Origin of the sequence: uncultured Oribacterium sp., assembly GCF_902481605.1 — a bacterium.
In the GTDB taxonomy this organism is placed as follows: domain Bacteria; phylum Bacillota; class Clostridia; order Lachnospirales; family Lachnospiraceae; genus Oribacterium; species Oribacterium sinus.
The window spans coordinates 37681-57632 of record NZ_CABSXI010000004.1 but is presented as its reverse complement, the minus strand read 5'-3'; the positions used below and the strand labels follow the sequence as shown (position 1 = coordinate 57632).

Here is a 19952-nt window from a genome sequence, read left to right as displayed (position 1 = left end):
AGCATCATGAAATTCAGCAAGAGTATTCACGCAGTTGATTCCCACACAGCCGGTGAGGCTACCAGAATCGTAGTAGGTGGAGTCCCTAAAATCCCCGGAAAGACTATGCCTGAGAAGAAGCAGTGGCTTGAGGACAATATGGATTATCTTCGTACAGCTATTATGTTGGAGCCGAGAGGACATAACGATATGTTCGGGTCCATTTTGACACAGCCTACAGTGGATGAGGCCGATTACGGTATTATCTTTATGGATGGCGGCGGATACCTGAACATGTGCGGACATGGAACCATCGGTGCTATGACCGTTGCGGTAGAGACCGGTATCGTTCCTGTAACAGAGCCGATTACCAAGATTGTACAAGAGGCTCCTGCAGGAATTATCCACGGTGAAGTTACTGTTGTGGACGGCAAGGCTAAGAAGGTAAGCTTCCAGAACGTTCCCGCTTTCTTATACAAGAGAGATCAGGAGGTAGAGCTTCCGGGTTACGGCAAGATTAAGTTTGATATTTCCTTCGGCGGATCCTTCTTCGCTATCGTGAAGGTAGACCAGATCGGTGTAGAGATTAAGCCGGAAAATGCAGATAAGCTGAACGCTTTGGGAATCCAGCTAAGAGACATCATCAACAAGGAGATTCCTGTACAGCATCCATTGCTTTCCCATATCCATACCGTAGACTTAGTAGAATGGTGGTCTACAACAGAGACCAAGGGCGCGACCTTAAAGAACTGCGTAGTATTCGGACAGGGACAGGTAGACCGTTCTCCTTGTGGAACAGGAACCAGTGCAAAGCTGGCTACTCTTTTCGCAAAGGGTGAGTTAAAGCAGGGAGATAAGTTCTTCTATGAGTCCATCCTGGGCACCATCTTCGAGGGAGAAATCGTAGGAACCACCAAGGTGGGAGATTACGATGCGGTTATTCCTCAGATTACCGGTTCCGCATGGATTACCGGCTTCAACCACTTTGTGATTGATGAAGAAGATCCTGTAAAGTATGGATTTATCTTAAAGTAATATTTTTGGCTTTTTCTTGCACTCGATTTTTAATAAATCGGGTGCAATCTTTTTCTTAATTTCATAAGCTTCTGTTGTTAACTCTTGTAAATAAAACTGGAAGGTAGTATACTTCCGTGAATATCAATCAAGCAAAGGAGGGATGTGTATGGAAAATACAATGTGTGTAGCAAAGGCTTTATATGACATGTACTATAAAAATAATGCAAAAGCAATGGATGAAATGAAGATGCATAAGCTAATGTATTTTGCGCAACGAGAATCCCTTATACGCCATAATAGGGCTTTATTTGATGGCGTATTCTATGGATGGAAATATGGTCCGGTTTTAAAAGAGGTAAGAACGGCATATAAACAAGATGCTTTTTCTCAAAAGTTTGATGAGGTTTCAGAGGAAACCAAAGATTTATTGCAGTTTATTTTGGAAAGATACGGATCGTTACCATCTTGGAAGTTAAGTAGTTTGTCTCATGGCGAGTTTTCGTGGAAAAAAGCAAGACAAGGTTTGGAGTCGGGAGAAGATGGTAACGTAAAGCTATTATTGGATGCTATGAAGGTAGATGCAACAAAAGAACTAATGAATAGAAGTACAACCATTGCTTAAGGAGGGATTAGCATTAACGCTAAAGAAATACGATCTTTTTATCAAAAGTTCACATACGAAGTTTTAACAAGTAATCCGAATAATAGAGGCTTGGTTAGTGAATTTACTTCTAAAAAAAATAATAATACACTTGAAAATTATATAAGAGATGCGGACAAGGCATGGGCGGATGATTTGGAAGGAGAAACAAGAGTATATCTTGTAAAAGATGAATCCGGAACAGTTGCCTTGTTTTTTTCCATAAAATGTGGATTACTCGTTGGTGATAACTTAGAGGAAAGGCTTTCTGAAGAGAAACAAGAATTTGTTGAGACTGTGATTGAAGCGAAAAAAGCTAAAGATGAAAAATCTCTAGATAATATGTATGAAGCTGGCTTAAGTATGTATGATTTAGAGGAATGTGATCGCTTGTTTAATATAGCAAGCCGGAGATTGGAGAGGAAACAGGAGTCTAAGGAAATTGGACAATCAGAGAGTACAATCAATGTTCAAAATTGCATATCAGCTATAGAGCTGAGACATTTATGTAAGAATGAAAAATATTATTTGCCGAAAGATGTTACAATCCCTTTAGGATTTGGTATTTTTTGGGAAGTTATTGTTCCAACTGTTATAGATATAACTAAAAAAATAGGGTGTAAATATCTTTATCTTTATGCAGCAGATAAAACGGAACAGAAGGATACTATAGAGGTTAAAAAATTAATAAGTCACTATAAGTCTAACTTTAAATTTTCGGAGTGTGATGAAGGAATAAAATTTATAAAGCCTGAATATGATAATTATTGCTATGGATTAGTGCAACTTATATCAGAGTTACAGAATAATAGGGAAGCAATATGGCATGAATTTTCAGACATTTAACTTTATAGAGTATACCTATATTCAAAATATTTTATAGGGAATAAAGATTGCAAATCCAAAATTCATCATGTAAAATCAAAGGATAGTTTTTTAACAATATCCAAAAAGGGGGAAACAGTTATGGCAGACAAGAAATTAGTAGAGCAAATTACTTCCCGTGAGGAAGACTTTGCGCAGTGGTATACGGACGTAGTAAAGAAAGCGGAACTTACAGATTATTCTTCTGTAAAGGGCTTCATGGTTATTCGACCTGCAGGCTATGCTATTTGGGAGAATATTATGGCGGCTCTGGATTCCCGTTTTAAAGCTACAGGTGTACAAAACTGTTCTATGCCGCTGTTAATCCCCCAGTCCTTATTAGAAAAAGAGAGTGAGCATGTGGAAGGCTTTGCCCCGGAAGTAGCATGGGTTACCTCCGGCGGTTCCAAGAGACTGGAGGAAAGACTTTGTGTTCGTCCTACCTCCGAGGTACTTTTCTGTGACTATTATTCCAAGGTGGTAAAGTCCTATCGTGATCTTCCTCAGCTTCTGAATCAGTGGTGCTCCGTAGTTCGTTGGGAGAAGACCACCAGACCTTTCTTAAGAACCAGAGAGTTCTTATGGCAGGAGGGACATACCGTTCACGCTACAGCAGAGGAAGCGGAAGAGAGAACCCTTTTAATGCTGGACATCTATGCGGATGTTTTGGAAAATGAACTGGCGATTCCTGTAGTGAAGGGTCGTAAGACCGATAAGGAGAAATTTGCCGGTGCGATTGCTACCTATACGGTAGAGGCTTTGATGCATGACGGACAGGCCTTACAGTGTGCTACCTCCCACAACTTCGGAGACGGTTTTGCCAAGGCATTCCAGGTGCAGTATTTAAGCAAGAACAATACCGTTGAGCCGGTACACCAGACCTCCTGGGGTATTACCACAAGAACCATCGGTGCTTTAATCATGGTTCACGGGGATGATTCCGGATTGGTTCTTCCTCCTCGTATTGCTCCTGTACAGGTAAATATCATTCCTATCCAGCAGAATAAGGAAGGGGTACTGGACAAGGCCTTTGATTTGATGAATACCTTGATGGATGCAGGACTTCGGGTGAAGGTGGATGATTCCGACAAGACTCCCGGATTTAAGTTTGCGGACAGTGAAGTAAGAGGAATTCCTCTTCGTCTGGAAATCGGACCGAAGGATATCGAAGCGGGACAGGTGGTACTGGTAAGAAGAGACACCAGAGAGAAGATTGTGGTATCCTTTGAGAATCTTGTGGAAGAAAGCAAGAAGCTTTTGGAGCAGATTCAGAAGGATATGTATAATAGAGCTTTAACTTTCCAGAAGGAAAGAACCACCGATGCCAAGAGTTTGGATGAATTGGTAGCTTCCCTGGATAAGAAGCCCGGATTTGTTCGTGCTATGTGGTGCGGTTGCAGAGAGTGCGAGGAGAAGCTTAAGGAGTATTCCGGTATTACCTCCCGTTGCATTCCTGCAAAACAGGAAAAGATTGCCGATACCTGCGTAGTATGCGGAAAGCCTGCTACAAAGATGGTTTACTGGGGAAGAGCTTACTAAGAAACAGCGCAGGGAATAGGTCTTACGGAAATTTCCTTGTGCACAAGCTTTACGAAAAGAAACATGTTAAAAAAGGAAAATGGATGAAAGATCCGAAAGCAATACAAATCACCGTTCCCAAAGGAGTAGAACACATTATTCGGCAGATTGAGCAGGCAGGCTACGAAGCCTATGCTGTCGGAGGATGTGTTCGGGACGCCCTTTTGGGACGAGAACCTGAAGATTGGGATATTACGACTTCTGCTAGGCCGGAGGTCGTAAAATCCCTTTTTTTGCGTACCATTGATACGGGAATCGAGCATGGCACCGTGACGGTTCTACTTAGCCCCCAGGAAGCCGGAGAGGGAGACAGAGCCTTTGAGGTAACCACCTACCGGGTAGACGGCATTTACGAGGATGGGCGTCATCCCAAGGCGGTATCCTTTACCGGAAGCCTGGAAGAGGATCTGGCCAGAAGGGATTTCACCATCAATGCCATGGCCTACCATATGGATCGGGGCATTATTGACTGTTACCATGGACAGGAAGACCTGGAAAATAAAAGGATTCGCACTGTGGGAAGGGCAGAGGAACGTTTTACGGAGGATGCCCTTCGTATGATGCGGGGAATTCGTTTTTCCGCCCAGCTGGATTTTCAGATAGAAGCGGACTGCCTTCAGGCCATGCTGGCTCTTCGAGAAAACCTCGGAAAGGTTTCCAAGGAACGGATTGCGGTGGAGCTGGTGAAGCTTTTATGTAGCCCTCATCCGGAGCGGGTGAAGTTGCTATTTTCTACCGGCCTTTCCGACTTTGTGACACAGCATTTTTCGGAAATCGAGAAGCGGGGAATTCCTTCTCTTTTAGGAAATGCCAAAGATAAGAAGTATCTGCGCTTGGGCCTTCTGCTAAGGCACCTGCCGGAATATGCCAAGGAAATTTTAGAAGAGCTGAAACTGGATCGGGAATGTATTGATCAGGCTTCCGCCTTTGTGGAGCTCTTTTCTTTGGAAGAGGCGGATTCTCCCTATGCCCTTCGGAAACGGCTTTCTCGGTATGGACTTGAACTGGTTCAGGACTTTTATGAGACCAAGGCGCTCCTTTTGGAAAATGTTTCCAATACCCCGGGGAAGGCTATGGCGGAGCAGGTGAAGCTTCGCCTTTCATGGCTTCAAAAGATTCAGCAGGAGGGGGATTGCTATACCCTTTCCGATTTGGCAATCAAGGGCAAGGACTTACTTTCTATAGGCGTGAAAGCCGGGCCGGCTATGGGAGAACTTTTGCATCAGGCTTTGGATTATGTGATGCAGAATCCTTCGGAAAATGATAGAGAAGCTCTGCTTTCTTTTGTAAAAAGCCGAATTTGTTAATAATTAAACAAAAATAAAAGTATACAACAGTATTTAAGAGGAAAAACTAGTCAAAATAGACAATTTTTCCTCTTAAATACTGTTATTATTTATAAATTTTAGCGTTATTATATCGACATTTTATAAATAATGATTATAATGAACATTGTAGAGGAAAAATCTCACTGTTTTTCCGAAAAAATAGAAAGAATTTTCGGAATAGAAAGAGCTGAGCCTATGATTGGAATTATAAATCCCTCCTTGGACCCCTTCTATAATCAGGCCTTGGAAGAATATCTTTTTCAGAATAGAACGGAGCAGGATATTTTTCTTCTTTGGCGGAATACTCCGGCAGTTATCGTAGGCTGTTATCAAAACATCAGCCAGGAAGTAAGCTTGCGTCGGTTAAAGGAAAGAGGGATTCCGGTTGTTCGAAGAAGCAGCGGCGGAGGTACGGTGTATCATGACTTGGGCAATGTGAATTACAGCCTCATGAAGAAAAGAAACAAGATTTTAGAGTATGACGATTTTCTCCTTCCGGTGATTACGGCTTTACGAGGGCTTGGGATTATGGCGGAGAAGAACAGATGCTCCGATATCGCCATAGGAGGAAAGAAGATTTCCGGCAGTGCCCAAAAGGTCACCGGAGAACGGGTTTTACACCATGGTACCCTGCTATATGCATCGGACTTAAGTCTTTTGGATGAGATTACCACCAAGAATAAAAGTGTTCACATTCAGTCGAAGGCTTCTCCCTCAGCGATTTGCAAGGTTTGTAATATCAGTGAATCCTGGGAAGGATTGAGAAAGGAAGGCTATCCCTTTACGGAACTTCCTCCCATAGAAAGCTTTATGGAAGCATTAAGGGAGGCCATGGGAGCTAAGCCGGAAGCATTAGCGCTTACGGAGGCGGAAAAGGCGGAGGTAGAGAGGATTTGCCGGGAAAAATACCATTCCTGGGAATGGACCTTTGGAAAAACCCCTCATTTCTCTTTTGAGAAGGAAGGCATTTTCCAAGGAGAAAAAATACGAATCAGTTATCAGGCTCGGAAGGGAAGCATTGAAGATTTTACAATCCAATCCCCTTATTTTTCGGAAGAGGAAGTCAGAGCACTTTTCCAAGGACAGCCATTTTCTTTAGAGCTTTTTGAAGAAAAGTTTTCCGATTTGGCGGAAAGGCTTAAGCCACAGGATAGTAAGGAAGTCAGAGAAGTCTTAATAGGACTTGCATTATAGAAGGAGTAGAAGATGAAGAAAGAAATTGTGATTCCGAAGTTAAGACCGGAGATGCAGGAGGCAGTGGTTTGTGCCTGGTTGAAGGAAGTTGGAGATCCGGTAAAGAAGGGTGAACCGATTTTCGAGATTGAAACCGACAAGGTGGTTACCCAAGTGGAATCCGGCTTCGAGGGCACTCTGGTAGAGCAGTGCTGTGAAGAAGGAGATACGGTAGGGGTATTGGAGAAGGTTGCTTTGATTGAAGAGACAGCGTAAGGACTGGAGAATGTTGTTCTGTTGAAGAGACAGCATAAGGACTGGAGAAGGTCGCTTTGATTGAAGAGACAGCGTAAAGCAAGATATGGAGCTAGATAGGGAGCAAGATATGGAGAAGACATTGGAGAAAGCGGAGGATTTACAGGCTGCCCCTCCTTCTTTAGGGAAGAAGCCGGACTGGTTGAAGGTTCGCTATAATCAAGAGGCTACCGAAGAGGTGGCGGCCCTGATGAAGGATCTTCGCTTGAATACCGTTTGTAAGGAAGCCAACTGTCCCAATATGGGAGAGTGTTATCGGAAGCATACGGCAACCTTTATGATTTTGGGAAGCGTTTGCACCAGAAATTGCCGTTTTTGCAATGTGACCTGCGGAAGACCGGAGGCAGTGGACGAAGAAGAGCCTATGAATGTGGCCAAGGCGGCTAAGCAACTGCATCTGAAGCATGTGGTTTTGACCTGCTCCACCAGAGATGATTTGGAGGACGGAGGAGCCTTACAGTTTGCGAAAACCATCCGGGCGATTCGGGAGCTTTGTCCCGGCACCACTATTGAAACCCTGATTTCCGATATGAAGGGAAGGACGGAGTCTTTAGACATTGTTCTGGAGGCTAAGCCGGAGGTTCTGAACCACAATGTGGAGACGGTAAAGGAATTGCAGAAGGCGGTTCGTCCCCAGGCGGCTTATGAAAGATCCCTAGGAGTGCTTCGTTACTGCAAGCAGCATTCTCCGGATATCCGGGTAAAGACCGGTTTTATGGTAGGTCTTGGAGAGACGGAAGAGCAGATTGACAGATTGATGGATGATGTGCTGGAAACCGGCTGTGATATCTTAACCATCGGACAATATCTGCAACCCACCAAGGAGCATTACCCCTTGGCCAGATATGCCACACCGGAGGATTTTGCCCGCTATAAGAAGAATGCTCTGTTAAAGGGCTTTCACCACGTAGCCTCCGCACCCTTAGCCAGAAGCTCCTACAGAGCTTGGGAAGCTTTGGAGGACGTGCATGGTTTATATTGATTTAGAGTCCACGGACGTTTATGAGAACTTCGGCCTGGAATATTACTTAGCCGAAGAAAAGAAGTTGGAAGATACGGTTTTTCTTTTCTGGAGAACCACCCCTACCCTGATGCTGGGCAAATACCAAAACCTGGCGGAGGAGGTGAATCTCCCCTATGCCAGAGAGCAGAAGATGAATCTGGTACGGCGGATGAGCGGGGGAGGCACCATTTACACGGATTTGGGAGGCTGGCAGTTTACCTTTATCGACCGCTATAAGGAAGAGGGAATAGAGTTTAAAAAATACCTAAGCCCTGTGCTTGATGCCTTGGCGAAGCTTTCCGTGAAAGCAGAATTTAACGGAAGAAATGACCTCTGTATTGAGGGACGAAAGTTTTCCGGCAATGCCCAGTATCATCTGGGGGAAAGCATCGTCCATCATGGATCCCTGCTTTTTTCCACGGACATCGAGAAGATGGTGAATTCCACCACGGTGGATGAGTACAAGATTATTTCCAAGAGTATCCAATCGGTACGGGAAAGAGTTTGTAACATTTCCGACCATTTGCAGGAGAAGATTTCTCCGGAGGACTTTAAGGAACTGATGGTTTCCGCCATTTTGGGAGAAGAGAATAAAGCCAATCGCCTGGAGCTTTCTTCGGAAGAACTGCTTAGAGTCAAGGAACTGGCCAAGACCCATTTTCAAAACTGGGACAGTCTGTACGGAAAGAATCCGAAATTCAACATGGAAAAGATTGGACGCTTCCCGGGAGGAAAGATGCATTTTGCCTTGGAGATTCAGAAGGGCAAAATACAGGAAGCTTCTATTAGCGGAGATTTTTTCAGTACCCTGGATCCTGAGGAAATCAGTAAAGCCTTTGTAGGACTGGCTTTTGACCGGGATTCCCTTTTAAAGGGTCTTAGGGAAAGAGGCTTGGAGGGAAAGCTTTATCGAATTTCCGTGTCTGAGATTGCGGATATGCTGGCCTAAAGGGTTTTGAGAGAAAAGACAGGCCGGATGAACCGGAGAAAACCCATATATTTTTATTTTTTTATACATTGAAAAAGAAAAAAATTTTTTTATAATAAAAGATAGAGTAATTACTTTTTGCCCGGATGTTCTGATGTTAGGGGTCAGGCGATGGGGAAAAAGCATGATGATAAAATCACCATAAAATAAAGGAGGCAGTTTATGGAATTAAAGACACCGTTGTATGAAGCGCATGTGAAGGCAGGTGGAAAGATTGTTCCTTTCGCCGGATTTCTTCTCCCTGTTCAGTATGAGCAGAGTGGAGTAATCAAGGAGCATATGGCTGTTCGAACCGAAGCCGGACTTTTCGACGTGTCCCACATGGGTGAAGTACTTTGCAAAGGAAAGGATGCATTGGCAAATCTTCAGAAGATCTTAACCAATAACTTTGAGAACATGGTGGACGGACAGGCAAGATACAGCCTGATGTGTAATGAAAACGGCGGTGTGGTAGACGATTTAATCGTTTACAAGAAAGGAGACAACGACTACTTTATCGTTGTAAATGCTGCCAACCGTGAGAAGGACTTTAACTGGATGGTACAGCATAAGTTCGGGGATGTGGAATTCACCAATGTATCCGATGATTATGCCCAGATTGCCCTTCAAGGCCCTAAGGCTATGGATATTATCAGAAAGCTGACCTCCGAAGAAAATATTCCTCAGAAATATTACCACGCTGTATTTAATGCTACGGTTGACGGTATTCCCTGTATTGTTTCCAAGACCGGTTATACCGGAGAAGACGGTGTAGAGCTGTATCTGGACAGCAGCAAGGCGGAGGAAATGTGGGATAAGCTTTTGGCAGCAGGAAAAGAAGAGGGACTGATTCCCTGCGGACTTGGTGCCAGAGATACCCTTCGTATGGAAGCGGCTATGCCTCTCTACGGTCATGAGATGGATGATGAAATCACTCCCCTTGAGACCGGATTAAAGTTTGCGGTAAAGATGGACAAACCTGATTTTATCGGAAAGGCTGCTATTGAAGCCAAGGGAGAGCCGAAGATTAAGAGAGTCGGCCTGAAGGTTACCGGCAGAGGCGTTATCCGCGAACATCAGGACGTTTTGGCGGGAGACCAGGTGATTGGTCACACCACCTCCGGAACCCACTGCCCATTCTTAAACTATCCGGTAGGAATGGCATTAATCGATCCCAAGTATGCAGAGGTCGGTACTCAGCTTCAGGTAGACGTTCGGGGACGTAAGGTGGATGTAGAAGTGGTAGCGCTTCCCTTCTACAAGAGAGAGAAATAAAAGCAAAACATTTTTCAAGAGAGATTGCAGGCTTTAGGAGCAATACTCGAAGAAAGGCAAATTTTTAAAATCAGATTTTCTTCCGGGAAGATCTATTTTATAAAGAAAACGGTTTAATCAACACTACTTATTTTAAGGAGGAAAAAAAGATGGCAGTTCAGAAGGGATTACTTTATTCCAAGGATCACGAGTGGGTAAAGGAAGAAGGCGGAGAGTACGTAGTAGGAATTAGCGACTATGCGCAGAGCGAATTAGGAGATTTGGTTTTCGTAAATCTTCCGGAAGAGGGCGACAGTGTAACAAAGGGAGAGTCTTTCTCTGATGTTGAGTCCGTAAAGGCTGTTTCCGACGTAATATCTCCATTAACCGGTGTGGTTAGTGCAATCAATGAGGCTGTTTTGGATGCTCCTGAAAGTATCAACAGCTCTCCTTATGAGGCTTGGTTCGTAAAGGTAAAGGATGTTACCGATAAGGAAGAGCTTCTTTCCGCAGAAGAATATGAGGAGTTCTTAAAGACTCTGTAATAGAGACAGAATGCGAATCCTTCCTTAAGGGGATAGAATGGGAAGGTCTCCCCTATCTTCTTAAGGAAGACCCTAACCGAAAGAAAGGTGGTGGATTATGGGAAAATACATTCCCAATACAGAGGCGGAGCAGAAGGCGATGCTTCTGGAAAGTGGATTTTCTTCCTTTGATGATCTGTTTAGAGATATTCCACAGGAAGTAAAATTAAAAGGCGAGCTTTCTATTCCTGCCGGTTTGTCCGAGCTGGAAGTACGTAGAGATATGTCTGCCCTGGCGAACAAAAACGTAGTGTTCCCGGTGATCTTCAGAGGTGCCGGAGCATACCGTCATTTTATTCCCTCTATCGTAAAGAGCGTGATTGGTAAAGAGAATTTTTTGACGGCATATACCCCGTATCAGGCAGAGACCAGCCAAGGTATTTTACAATCTATTTTTGAATATCAGACCATGATCTGCGACTTGACCGGCATGGACGTATCCAATGCCTCCGTTTATGACGGTGCTGAGGCTGCGGCTGAGGCAGTAGCAATGTGCAGAGAGAGAAAGAGAAGCAAGGCTTTGATTTCCGCTCTGATGCATCCGGACACCATTTCAACCATCAAGACCTATTGCCATGGCAACGGTATGCAGGTAGAGATTATTCCGGAGAAGGACGGTTTAACCGATGTAGAAGTATTAAAGGCTAAGGCGGATGCAGAGTCTGCAGTAGTTTTCATCCAGCATCCGAATTTCTACGGCAATCTGGAGGATGCAGAGAAGATTGGAGAGATTGCCCATGAGGCAGGGGCAAAGTTTGCTATGAGCGTAAATCCCATTTCTCTTGGTGTTCTTAAGACTCCCAGAGAGTATGGAGCGGATGTTGCAGTTGGTGACGGACAGCCTTTAGGACTTCCCATTGCTTTTGGAGGACCTTACCTTGGATTCATGGCATCCACTGATGCGATGAAGAGAAATCTTCCCGGAAGAATCGTAGGAGCTACAGAGGATCATCAGGGAAGAACCGGTTATGTGTTGACTCTGCAGGCCAGAGAGCAGCATATCCGTAGAGAAAAGGCTTCCAGTAACGTATGTTCCAACCAGGCACTTTGTGCTTTAGCTGTAGGTGTTTATCTTGCAGCAGTCGGTAAGGAAGGCTTAAAGGAAGCGGCAAGTCTTTCTACCTCCAAGGCTCATTATTTGGCCAAGGAATTAGAAAAGATCGGCTTTAAGCCACAGTATAAGGCGGATTTCTTCAATGAATTCGTAACAGAGTCCGACTTATCCTCTAAGAAGGCATTGGATGCTTTAGAGAAGGAAGGTATCCTTGGCGGATATCCTCTGGATGATAAGAGAATTCTATGGTGCTGTACGGAAGTTAATGATAAGGCTTCCATGGACCGTGTAGTAGAAATCTTAAAGGAGGTGAAGTAATGCTTATTTTCGAGAAAAGCAAATCCGGCAGACATTGCAGTTTGTTCCCTCCCTGTGATGTGGAAGTGGTAGATGTTCCTGCAAAGGATCAAAGAAAGGCTGAATTACATTTGCCGGAGCTGTCAGAGACAGAAATCAGCAGACATTACACAGAGCTTGCTAAAAAGTGTAGAGGTGTAAATGACGGCTTCTATCCTTTAGGTTCCTGCACCATGAAGTACAATCCGAAGATTAATGATGATATGGCATCTTTACCCGGTTTTGCAGAGGTTCATCCCTTGCAGCCGGAGCATACCGTACAGGGTTGCCTTTCCGTAATCCAGGAAATTGAAACGCTTCTTTGTGAAGTAACCGGTATGGATCGTTTAACGGTTCAGCCTGCAGCAGGTGCTCACGGTGAGTTTACCGGAATCATGCTGATTAAGGCTTACCATGAGAGCAGAGGGGATTTTAAGAGAAATAAGATTATTATTCCTGATGCGGCTCACGGAACCAATCCCGCAACCGCTACCATGGCAGGCTACAAGGTGGTAACCATTCCTTCCAATGAGCACGGCTGTGTAGATATGGAGAAATTCAAGGCAGTTTTAGGGGATGATGTTGCCGGCTTGATGCTGACCAACCCCAATACCGTAGGTATTTTCGATGAAAATATCTTAGAGATTACCAAGTTAATCCATGATTGCGGCGGATTAAACTATTATGACGGTGCTAACTTAAACGCTATCATGGGCGTTGTTCGTCCCGGAGACATGGGATTTGACGTTATTCACTTGAATCTTCATAAAACATTCTCTACTCCTCACGGCGGCGGAGGCCCCGGAAGTGGAGTTGTTGGATGTAAGAAGCTTCTTGCTGATTTCATGCCCGGATATCTGGTTGACGGAGATGCAGTAAAGAAGTTTGTGAAGGCTCCAAAGTCTATCGGAGACATGAAGGCCTTCTACGGAAACTTCCTGGTAGTGGTTAGGGCATTAACCTATATCAAGACCTTAGGAAAAGAAGGAATTCCACAGGCTAGTAAGAATGCGGTGCTGAATGCCAACTACATGATGAATAAGCTGAAGGATCTCTATACCATGGCTTATAATCAGATTTGTATGCATGAGTTCGTTATGAGCTTAGAGGATCTTAAGCAAAAGACAGGGGTTTCTGCAATGGACGTTGCCAAAGCTCTGTTGGATAACGGAATGCATCCGCCCACAATGTACTTCCCGCTTATCGTTCATGAAGCTTTGATGATTGAGCCTACAGAGACAGAGTCCAAGGAAACTTTGGACGATGCTGTAGCTGTTTTCAGAAAGCTTTATGAGGAAGCTCAGACCAATCCACAGGCGCTTCATGATGCTCCTGTAACTACTCCGGTAGGAAGATTGGATGAAGTAAAGGCAGCAAGAGAGCCGGTACTTCGTTATGAGTGGAAGTAAAAGCAAAAATAACTAATGCTTCACTATGAGTGGAAGTAAAAGCAAAAAGAACTGATGCTTCACTATGAGTGGAGATAAAGGCAAAAAAGTCGATACATTATTTCGAAAGAAAGTAAAATAAAGTCGATGATTAGAGAGCTGTTATATAAAGATAAAGGAGAGGGTGAGTAAGAGCTTTGTTTGGAAGAGAAAAAGCTTTCTTGGAACAAGCCAAAGCTCCGGTTCTTCTTTGAAGGATTCTTTATGTAACAGCTCTTCTTGCTAAGAAGATAAATGGGCGCTAAGGGAGAGAGAAAATAAGGTAAATAGCGAAAGAAAGCTAAGCCGGTATTGCTCTGAGAACCTTGTGAGACAGCAAATATTAGGAGAGTAAGAATTATGAGTTATGATGTGATTATCATAGGAGCCGGTCCCGGTGGATATGTAGCGGCATTAAAGTCTGCAAAGCTGGGCTTTAAGACAGCTGTGGTTGAGAAGGATAGAGTGGGAGGAACCTGTTTAAACAGAGGCTGTATTCCTACAAAGGCCATGGTTCATGCCACTGAGCTTTACAGAGAAATGCAAAATGCGAAGGAGTACGGTATCTTTGCCGAGAACATTTCCTATGACTACGGCAAGATTTTGGAATATAAGCAGGACATTATCGATAAGCTGGTAGGCGGAGTAGAGCAGCTCTTTAAGTCCAACGGCATCGATTACCTGAAGGGACTGGGAACGTTAGAGAAGGACGGTTCCGTTACCGTAAGCGGTGGAGAAGGAGCAGGAAATTATCAGGCGAAGCATGTGATTTTGGCTGTTGGATCCAAGCCTGCATTAGTGCCGATTCCGGGATTGGATAGTGAAGGCGTATTAACCAGTGATGAGCTCTTCCAGTTGCAGGAAGTACCCAAGAGCTTAAGCATCATTGGCGGAGGAGTAATCGGTGTGGAGTTTGCCTCCATTTTCGCCTCCTTAGGAACCAAGGTTACCATTCTGGAGGCTCTGCCCAGTATTCTGGCCAACATGGATAAGGATATTTCTCAGAATTTGAAGTTGATTTTAAAGAAGAGAGGCATCGATATCCATACCTCCGTTAAGGTAGAGAAGGTGGAAAAGGAAGCAGAGGGCGTTTCCTGCTTCTATACCGAGAAGGATGAGCCGGTAAAAGTAACTTCGCAGTATGTGCTTTGCGCAGTAGGCCGTGTGCCCAATACCCAGGGACTCTTCGGAGAAGGGGTTGAGCTGGAAATGGAGAGAGGCCGAGTAGTGGTAGACGAGCACTTCAAGACCTCCATGGACAATGTTTATGCCATCGGAGACCTGATTAAGGGCTTACAGCTGGCACACCTTGCTTCCGCACAGGGCATTTGCCTCCTGGAGGAGCTGGCGGGGCACAAGAGAAGCATTGATTTAAATGTGGTGCCCGGCTGCGTTTACACCTCACCGGAAATCGCCTCCGTTGGAATTACGGAAGCTATCGCCAAGGAGCAGGGCTTAGAAATCAATGTGGGTAAGTTCATGATGAGCGGAAACGGAAAATCCATGATTTCCAAGGAAGAGCGCGGATTTATCAAGATTCTGTCCGACAGCAAGAGCCATGCGGTTGTGGGCGTACAGATGATGTGTGCAAGAGCAACCGATATGATTGGAGAGTTCGGCAATGCTGTGGCAAACGGCTTTACCGTTGAGCAGCTGCTGAAGGCTATGAGAGCGCACCCAACCTACAATGAAGGAGTGGGAGAGGCTTTGGAGGATGTATTCGGAGAAGCGGTACATTCCATGCCGAAGAAGAAATAGTTTAAATAGAGAACTGTGAAGAGTAGGATTCCTTTAGCTGCTTTTCGCAGGACAGCTTTGGAATCGGGGCACGCTCCCGCTAACCTCGCCTCACAGGGGTTCTAAGCTTTTATAAGACAAAAGCTAAGAACCCGTGGGCTCAGATTACCCCGTAGTCCAAAGCAATCCTGCTGAAAAGCTAGCCTAAGTATTGCACTGTTCGCAGTTCTCTTTTTTAAACCGAAAAGAGCTCCCCAAAAGATGATTCAGAACAGGATGTCATCGTCTGCGCCTAGGCATCGCTTAGGCATAAAAAAAGGGGCTGAAAGAATCAAAATTATTGTGATTCTTTCAGCTTCTTTTTTCTATTACTTTTTATGCTGTAGGCGGTAGAGCCGCATCACCTGTTCCACAGTATCTGCCAAGTTCTTCTTGGCAGTTTCTTTTTTCATGGCGTCTTCTAAAGTAATGATTTCTTTTAGGATGGGGAAGTAGGCGTCGATTCCGACTTGGTTACAGGCTTTTGCTCCTTCTGTAACGGCTCCTGCAAAGGCTATCACCGGAATTCCCTGTTCTTTGGCCAGCTTTGCCACACCGATTGGTGCTTTTCCCATGGAGGATTGTTCGTCCAGCCTTCCTTCTCCCGTAATCACTAAATCAGCTCCCTGCATTTTCTCGGAAAGCCCGGTTTCTTCCAAAACCAAGGAAACACCGGATTTTAGTTCTCCTTGAAGAAAACTGCGAAAGGCAAATCCCAGCCCTCCGGCGGCTCCGGAGCCTGGAGCTTCCGGATTGGCAGCAGGGTTATATTCTTTTACAAGCTCACTATAATGCTTCATCCAAAGATCCATTTGGGAAAGCATTTCCTTGTTTCCGCCCTTTTGAAAGCCAAAGATAAGGCTGGATCCATTTTCCCCATAAAGAGGATTTTCCACATCGCAGGCAATCTGAAAGGAGCACTGTAATAAACCCTCCGGTACAGAAGTATTTTCTATCCCGGCCAAGTCTTTCAGTCCTTCTCCGATAGGGAGAATTTCTTCTCCGTCTTCCTTCGTAAAACGAAAGCCTAAGGCGCTTAACATTCCGATTCCACCGTCATTTGTGGCGGAACCGCCGATGCCGATTAAAAAGCGACGACAGCCCTTGTAATAGGCATCTAAAATCATTTGCCCAACGCCGTAGCTACTGGTTTTCAGTGGATTTCTTTCCGCCGGAGAAAGCAAGGTAATGCCGGAAGCTTGAGACATTTCCATGACAGCAAGCTTCCCATCTTTTGGGGAATATTGCGAGTCTGAAAGAATACCGTAATGAGCTTCCACCTCTTGAAACAACGGCCCTTTTACCCGGACTGTTTCCAAGCTTCCTCCTAAGGCTTCCACCAGCGTTTCCACGGTGCCTTCTCCTCCGTCTGCCAGAGGAGAAATTACAACATCAGCATCAGGAACTACCCGTAAAATACCGCTTTTTATGGCCTCGCCCGCTTCTTTAGAGGAGAGGCTTCCTTTAAAGGAATCTATAGCAATAAGGATTTTCATAATCTGCCTACGCTGTCTGCCAAGCACCATCCGAGCCAAGAGGATAACCCTCAACCTTGGTATTGAAAAGCATCTTTCCGTTATCCGCTCCGGCCTGAGGGTTCAGATAGTACCACTTGCCTTTAAGCTCCTGCCAACCGGTACGCATCTTGCCATTTTCCGCACCGACCTCTTCACTGAAGTAATACCAGAAGCCGCGAATCTCCTTCCAGCCAAGGCTCATCTTTCCCTGCTCACTGCCTTCATTTTCTTCAAAATAATACCAGGCATTGTTATAGAAAAGCCAGCCGGTGAACATATAGCCTTCTTGATTAAAATAGTACCAACGATTATTAATCCATAACCACTGTGCCTTGGGATACGTTCCATCCGGGTTCAGAATCCACCAGCCCTTTGCGTCTCTTTGCCAGTTTACATTGGAGGGCAGATTGCGGTCTGCCCCTAAAACCATCGGTGTTCCGCCACTACCGCCTGAACTGCTTCCACCACCGGAACCGCCACTACCTCCGGAACTACCGCCTCTGCCGGAGCCGCCATTGCCACTTCCGGAATAAGACGGAATCGGTGCTTCTCCGGAATCATCCGGCTTGTAGTCCGTAAAAAGCGGGTTCACATATCGTGTACCAATTTTCACGGAAGAGTGATTTTCTATACGATTCTTTCCCTTATAGCTCATCTGATCTTTATAGAAAGCGCCTGTCCCGATAGCTGTAACGGAGGAGGGAATCGTGAGGGTATTCGCCTCTTTCAAGTCACGGAAAGCACTTTCCCCGATACTTTCCAGTCCATCCGGCAAGGATAAATCTCCCTTGTAAGAAAGATTACGAAAAGCGGAATTCCCTATTTTCTTTAAATTCTTCGGGAAGACAAGATTGCCTCCTATCGATTTTTTATAAAAAACAGAATCCCCTATTTCTACGATAGAATCCGGCAACACTAAACCCTTCTTAATGTAAGTGATGCCATCTAAGGCATGGGGATCCAGTGCTGTAATATTCCCCTTTAATTCCAGATGTGCTTGTCTTCCGAGAGCATGCAAGAGCTTATTCCATGAGCGAAGTTCTCCGTTTGCAGTAAGACCCTGCATCCGCCCGTTACCTTCTATTGTAAGCGTATAGGGGTTCTTTTCTCCTGTTAATTGCCAGCTAAAATTCCCGTCGGTGCGGGGTAAGCGCGCCTCATCCGACACGGTAACCACTTTTTGCAACAATTGCGTCTCACTATATGGTTTGGTGCTGCCTCCCGGATTCATTAAAAATGTACAATAGTAGGTGTGCCCCGGTAAAAAGGAAAATAGGTCTGTATTCCTAAAATCAAATAGATAAGAAGTAAATTTCTTATTTGTTCCGGGAAGCCGCCATCCGTTTCCGCTTGAAAAAAAGATCAGTCTCAGGTCTCTATTGAAACTTCCGCTGTTATCGGTAAAATTCTTTATGGTAACTACTTCACTTGGATCTTCTGTCGTATACAGATAAAAGTTTGCATATTCATTCCCTTCCGTCTCCAGCTCAAAGAAACATTTGTTGATTTCCGGAAGTGTATAAAAATTCACCTTTTTCATGGAAATATTCCACTTTTTTACTTCCTGTTCTTCTTCCCCGGCAGTTTGCTGTACGGAAGTAAACGCGGGATTATACTGCATGCTTCCTTTTTCACTCATAAATACCGGAGAATGATTGATAATCGCATTTTTCTTTCCATTTCCTTTAGACTTGTAGAATGCCTTCTCTCCAATCCTCCGTACGGAAGCAGGAATGGTGACATCTCCTAAGTTTTCTGAATGATAAAAGGCATGGTCCGGTATTTCCTTCAGGGTAGAAGGAAGGCTCACCGTCTCCAGATGTTCCATGCTGCCAAAGGCTTCCATCTCCACATGCAACTTTTCTATCCCTTCTTCTATAATGACTCTCCGAATCTTATTCCTATAGGGCTCCCAGGGAGCCAGTTCAAATGCATCCGTTTCCCCTCTTCCCCGTAGTGTCAGAGTCATATCATTTTCGGGGCCTGTTAAACTATATTCAATCTCCTTCCCTGCTCTTCCACTAAGAGATGCTTTCTGTACGATAATCCGGTATTCTTTTTTTTTCTCCCCCAGGTCATCTTTTATGGTTATAAGTAATCTGGCTGTTCCTTCGTGCAAGGCCTCAATGGCGACCTGCCCATCTCCGTCATGCTTTAGACGAACAGCAGCGGGATCCGTCTCTTTCATCGCTTCACAACGCAAAACATCCTGCCTAAGCAGTTTATAAAGACTGATTGTGTCTCCTAACTCCACCGCTACCGTATCCGAAAAAGTATTTTCTTTTTTAACCAAAGAAACAGCAAATAAAGAGAAATGCTCCGCCGATACTTCTACTGCATTTTCTTTCTCCTCTATTTTTTCTGTCTCTAACTTCTCTGCAGTTGCATCAACACTATCCAGATGAAACACGGAAATCTGTTTTTCCGCATCTTCCTGTAAAAAGGGAATATTGGAAAATTGAACCTTCACTTCCCCTTTTGCAGTATCCGGCTGCACTTCTTCTCCTTCCTGATTGAGCACCGAGATATCAAAAATCATGCTCTGAAGAAGATTTTCCTGATTCTCCTGAAGCTTCTCTTTTACAGCGGAATCCACCTTCTGTTCCTCAACTTTAGAGAGCTTTCTTACTCGTAAAGTCGCGTCCTTTGGAAATACCCCGGAATCAGCCTGCACCGTAATAAGCACACCGGAAAGTGCTTTTTCGGCATAAAATGCGTTCTCTTCGGTAGCCTCAGACTCTCTTTCTGTAATTTCTTTTTCGACTTCATGTTTTTCTTCGACTACATTTTTTTCCATTACGTTTTCTTCAAGTGCATTTTCTTCCATCACATTTTCAGAAGAACTTGTACTCTTTTCTTCCGGAAAACTTTGCTTTATTCCTTCAGACAGTACCGTCTCATTTGCGATAGTTGCTGCAGAAACATAGGTAGAAAAGCTGCAAGATAATGCCAGAAGTAATGCCAATGCTTTTTTTGCTCTTTTTCTCATTTTTCTCCTCATATATTGTTTTACAAGTTCACATTTGGCTTCTGTAGAAAAGAATACCACATGCATTAAATTATAGCAATATTGCTATTTTTTAAGAGATAATTATAAAGTAATCTATCATCTAAAACGTAAGATTCATACGGATAAAAAA

General features: G+C 44.4%; 16 protein-coding genes. 14 read left to right on the top strand and 2 right to left on the bottom strand.

Annotation, left to right across the window (positions count from 1 at the left end):
• Positions 1 to 6 precede the first annotated feature (6 nt).
• The 14 genes from RDQ32_RS01685 to lpdA all read left to right on the top strand — a co-directional run bounded on the left by RDQ32_RS01685 (position 7) and on the right by lpdA (position 15277).
• Positions 7 to 1014: a proline racemase gene (locus RDQ32_RS01685; RefSeq protein WP_183684349.1), complete on the top strand. Its 1008-nt coding sequence runs from the start codon at positions 7 to 9 to the stop codon at positions 1012 to 1014.
• Between the two features lie 148 nt (positions 1015 to 1162).
• Positions 1163 to 1618 (top strand): Panacea domain-containing protein, encoded by a 456-nt coding sequence (locus RDQ32_RS01680; RefSeq protein WP_183684350.1) that lies wholly within the window; start codon positions 1163 to 1165, stop codon positions 1616 to 1618.
• Positions 1619 to 1708: 90 nt separating this feature from the next.
• On the top strand, positions 1709 to 2482 hold the full coding sequence (locus RDQ32_RS01675) for a hypothetical protein (protein WP_308578888.1): 774 nt from the start codon (positions 1709 to 1711) through the stop codon (positions 2480 to 2482).
• Positions 2483 to 2602: 120 nt separating this feature from the next.
• Positions 2603 to 4039: a proline--tRNA ligase gene (proS, locus tag RDQ32_RS01670; RefSeq protein WP_007158105.1), complete on the top strand. Its 1437-nt coding sequence runs from the start codon at positions 2603 to 2605 to the stop codon at positions 4037 to 4039.
• An 83-nt stretch (positions 4040 to 4122) separates the two neighbouring features.
• Entirely contained in the window at positions 4123 to 5385 is a 1263-nt protein-coding gene (locus RDQ32_RS01665) for a CCA tRNA nucleotidyltransferase (protein WP_308578887.1), read from the top strand.
• Positions 5386 to 5601: 216 nt separating this feature from the next.
• On the top strand, positions 5602 to 6600 hold the full coding sequence (locus tag RDQ32_RS01660) for a lipoate--protein ligase (RefSeq protein WP_308578886.1): 999 nt from the start codon (positions 5602 to 5604) through the stop codon (positions 6598 to 6600).
• Positions 6601 to 6612: 12 nt separating this feature from the next.
• Positions 6613 to 6855 (top strand): biotin/lipoyl-containing protein, encoded by a 243-nt coding sequence (locus RDQ32_RS01655; RefSeq protein WP_007158101.1) that lies wholly within the window; start codon positions 6613 to 6615, stop codon positions 6853 to 6855.
• Positions 6856 to 6964: 109 nt separating this feature from the next.
• On the top strand, positions 6965 to 7876 hold the full coding sequence (gene lipA, locus RDQ32_RS01650; RefSeq protein ID WP_308578885.1) for a lipoyl synthase: 912 nt from the start codon (positions 6965 to 6967) through the stop codon (positions 7874 to 7876).
• On the top strand, positions 7863 to 8846 hold the full coding sequence (locus RDQ32_RS01645) for a lipoate--protein ligase (protein ID WP_308578883.1): 984 nt from the start codon (positions 7863 to 7865) through the stop codon (positions 8844 to 8846). Before lipA ends, RDQ32_RS01645 begins: the two co-directional genes overlap by 14 nt.
• 201 nt (positions 8847 to 9047) lie before the next feature.
• Positions 9048 to 10139 carry a glycine cleavage system aminomethyltransferase GcvT gene (gene gcvT, locus RDQ32_RS01640; protein ID WP_308578882.1) on the top strand — a complete coding sequence of 364 codons (1092 nt, stop codon included), beginning with the start codon at positions 9048 to 9050 and terminating at the stop codon, positions 10137 to 10139.
• A 149-nt stretch (positions 10140 to 10288) separates the two neighbouring features.
• Complete coding sequence (gene gcvH / locus RDQ32_RS01635; protein WP_308578881.1) at positions 10289 to 10663, top strand: glycine cleavage system protein GcvH; 375 nt, start codon at positions 10289 to 10291, stop codon at positions 10661 to 10663.
• 97 nt (positions 10664 to 10760) lie between these two features.
• Positions 10761 to 12074, top strand: a complete 1314-nt coding sequence (gene gcvPA, locus RDQ32_RS01630) for an aminomethyl-transferring glycine dehydrogenase subunit GcvPA (RefSeq protein ID WP_308578880.1) — start codon at positions 10761 to 10763, stop codon at positions 12072 to 12074.
• On the top strand, positions 12074 to 13501 hold the full coding sequence (gene gcvPB, locus RDQ32_RS01625) for an aminomethyl-transferring glycine dehydrogenase subunit GcvPB (protein ID WP_308578879.1): 1428 nt from the start codon (positions 12074 to 12076) through the stop codon (positions 13499 to 13501). The genes gcvPA and gcvPB overlap by 1 nt, the downstream gene beginning before the upstream one ends.
• Before the next feature lie 378 nt (positions 13502 to 13879).
• The gene (gene lpdA / locus RDQ32_RS01620; RefSeq protein ID WP_308578878.1) at positions 13880 to 15277 is read left to right on the top strand and encodes a dihydrolipoyl dehydrogenase; all 1398 of its coding nucleotides are present in this window, start codon (positions 13880 to 13882) and stop codon (positions 15275 to 15277) included.
• Between the two features lie 347 nt (positions 15278 to 15624).
• On the opposite strand, the gene RDQ32_RS01615 is transcribed toward lpdA, so the two are convergent.
• Entirely contained in the window at positions 15625 to 16791 is a 1167-nt protein-coding gene (locus tag RDQ32_RS01615; protein ID WP_308578877.1) for a glycerate kinase, read from the bottom strand.
• Positions 16792 to 16798: 7 nt separating this feature from the next.
• Positions 16799 to 19801: a leucine-rich repeat protein gene (locus tag RDQ32_RS01610; protein WP_308578876.1), complete on the bottom strand. Its 3003-nt coding sequence runs from the start codon at positions 19799 to 19801 to the stop codon at positions 16799 to 16801.
• Positions 19802 to 19952 lie beyond the last annotated feature (151 nt).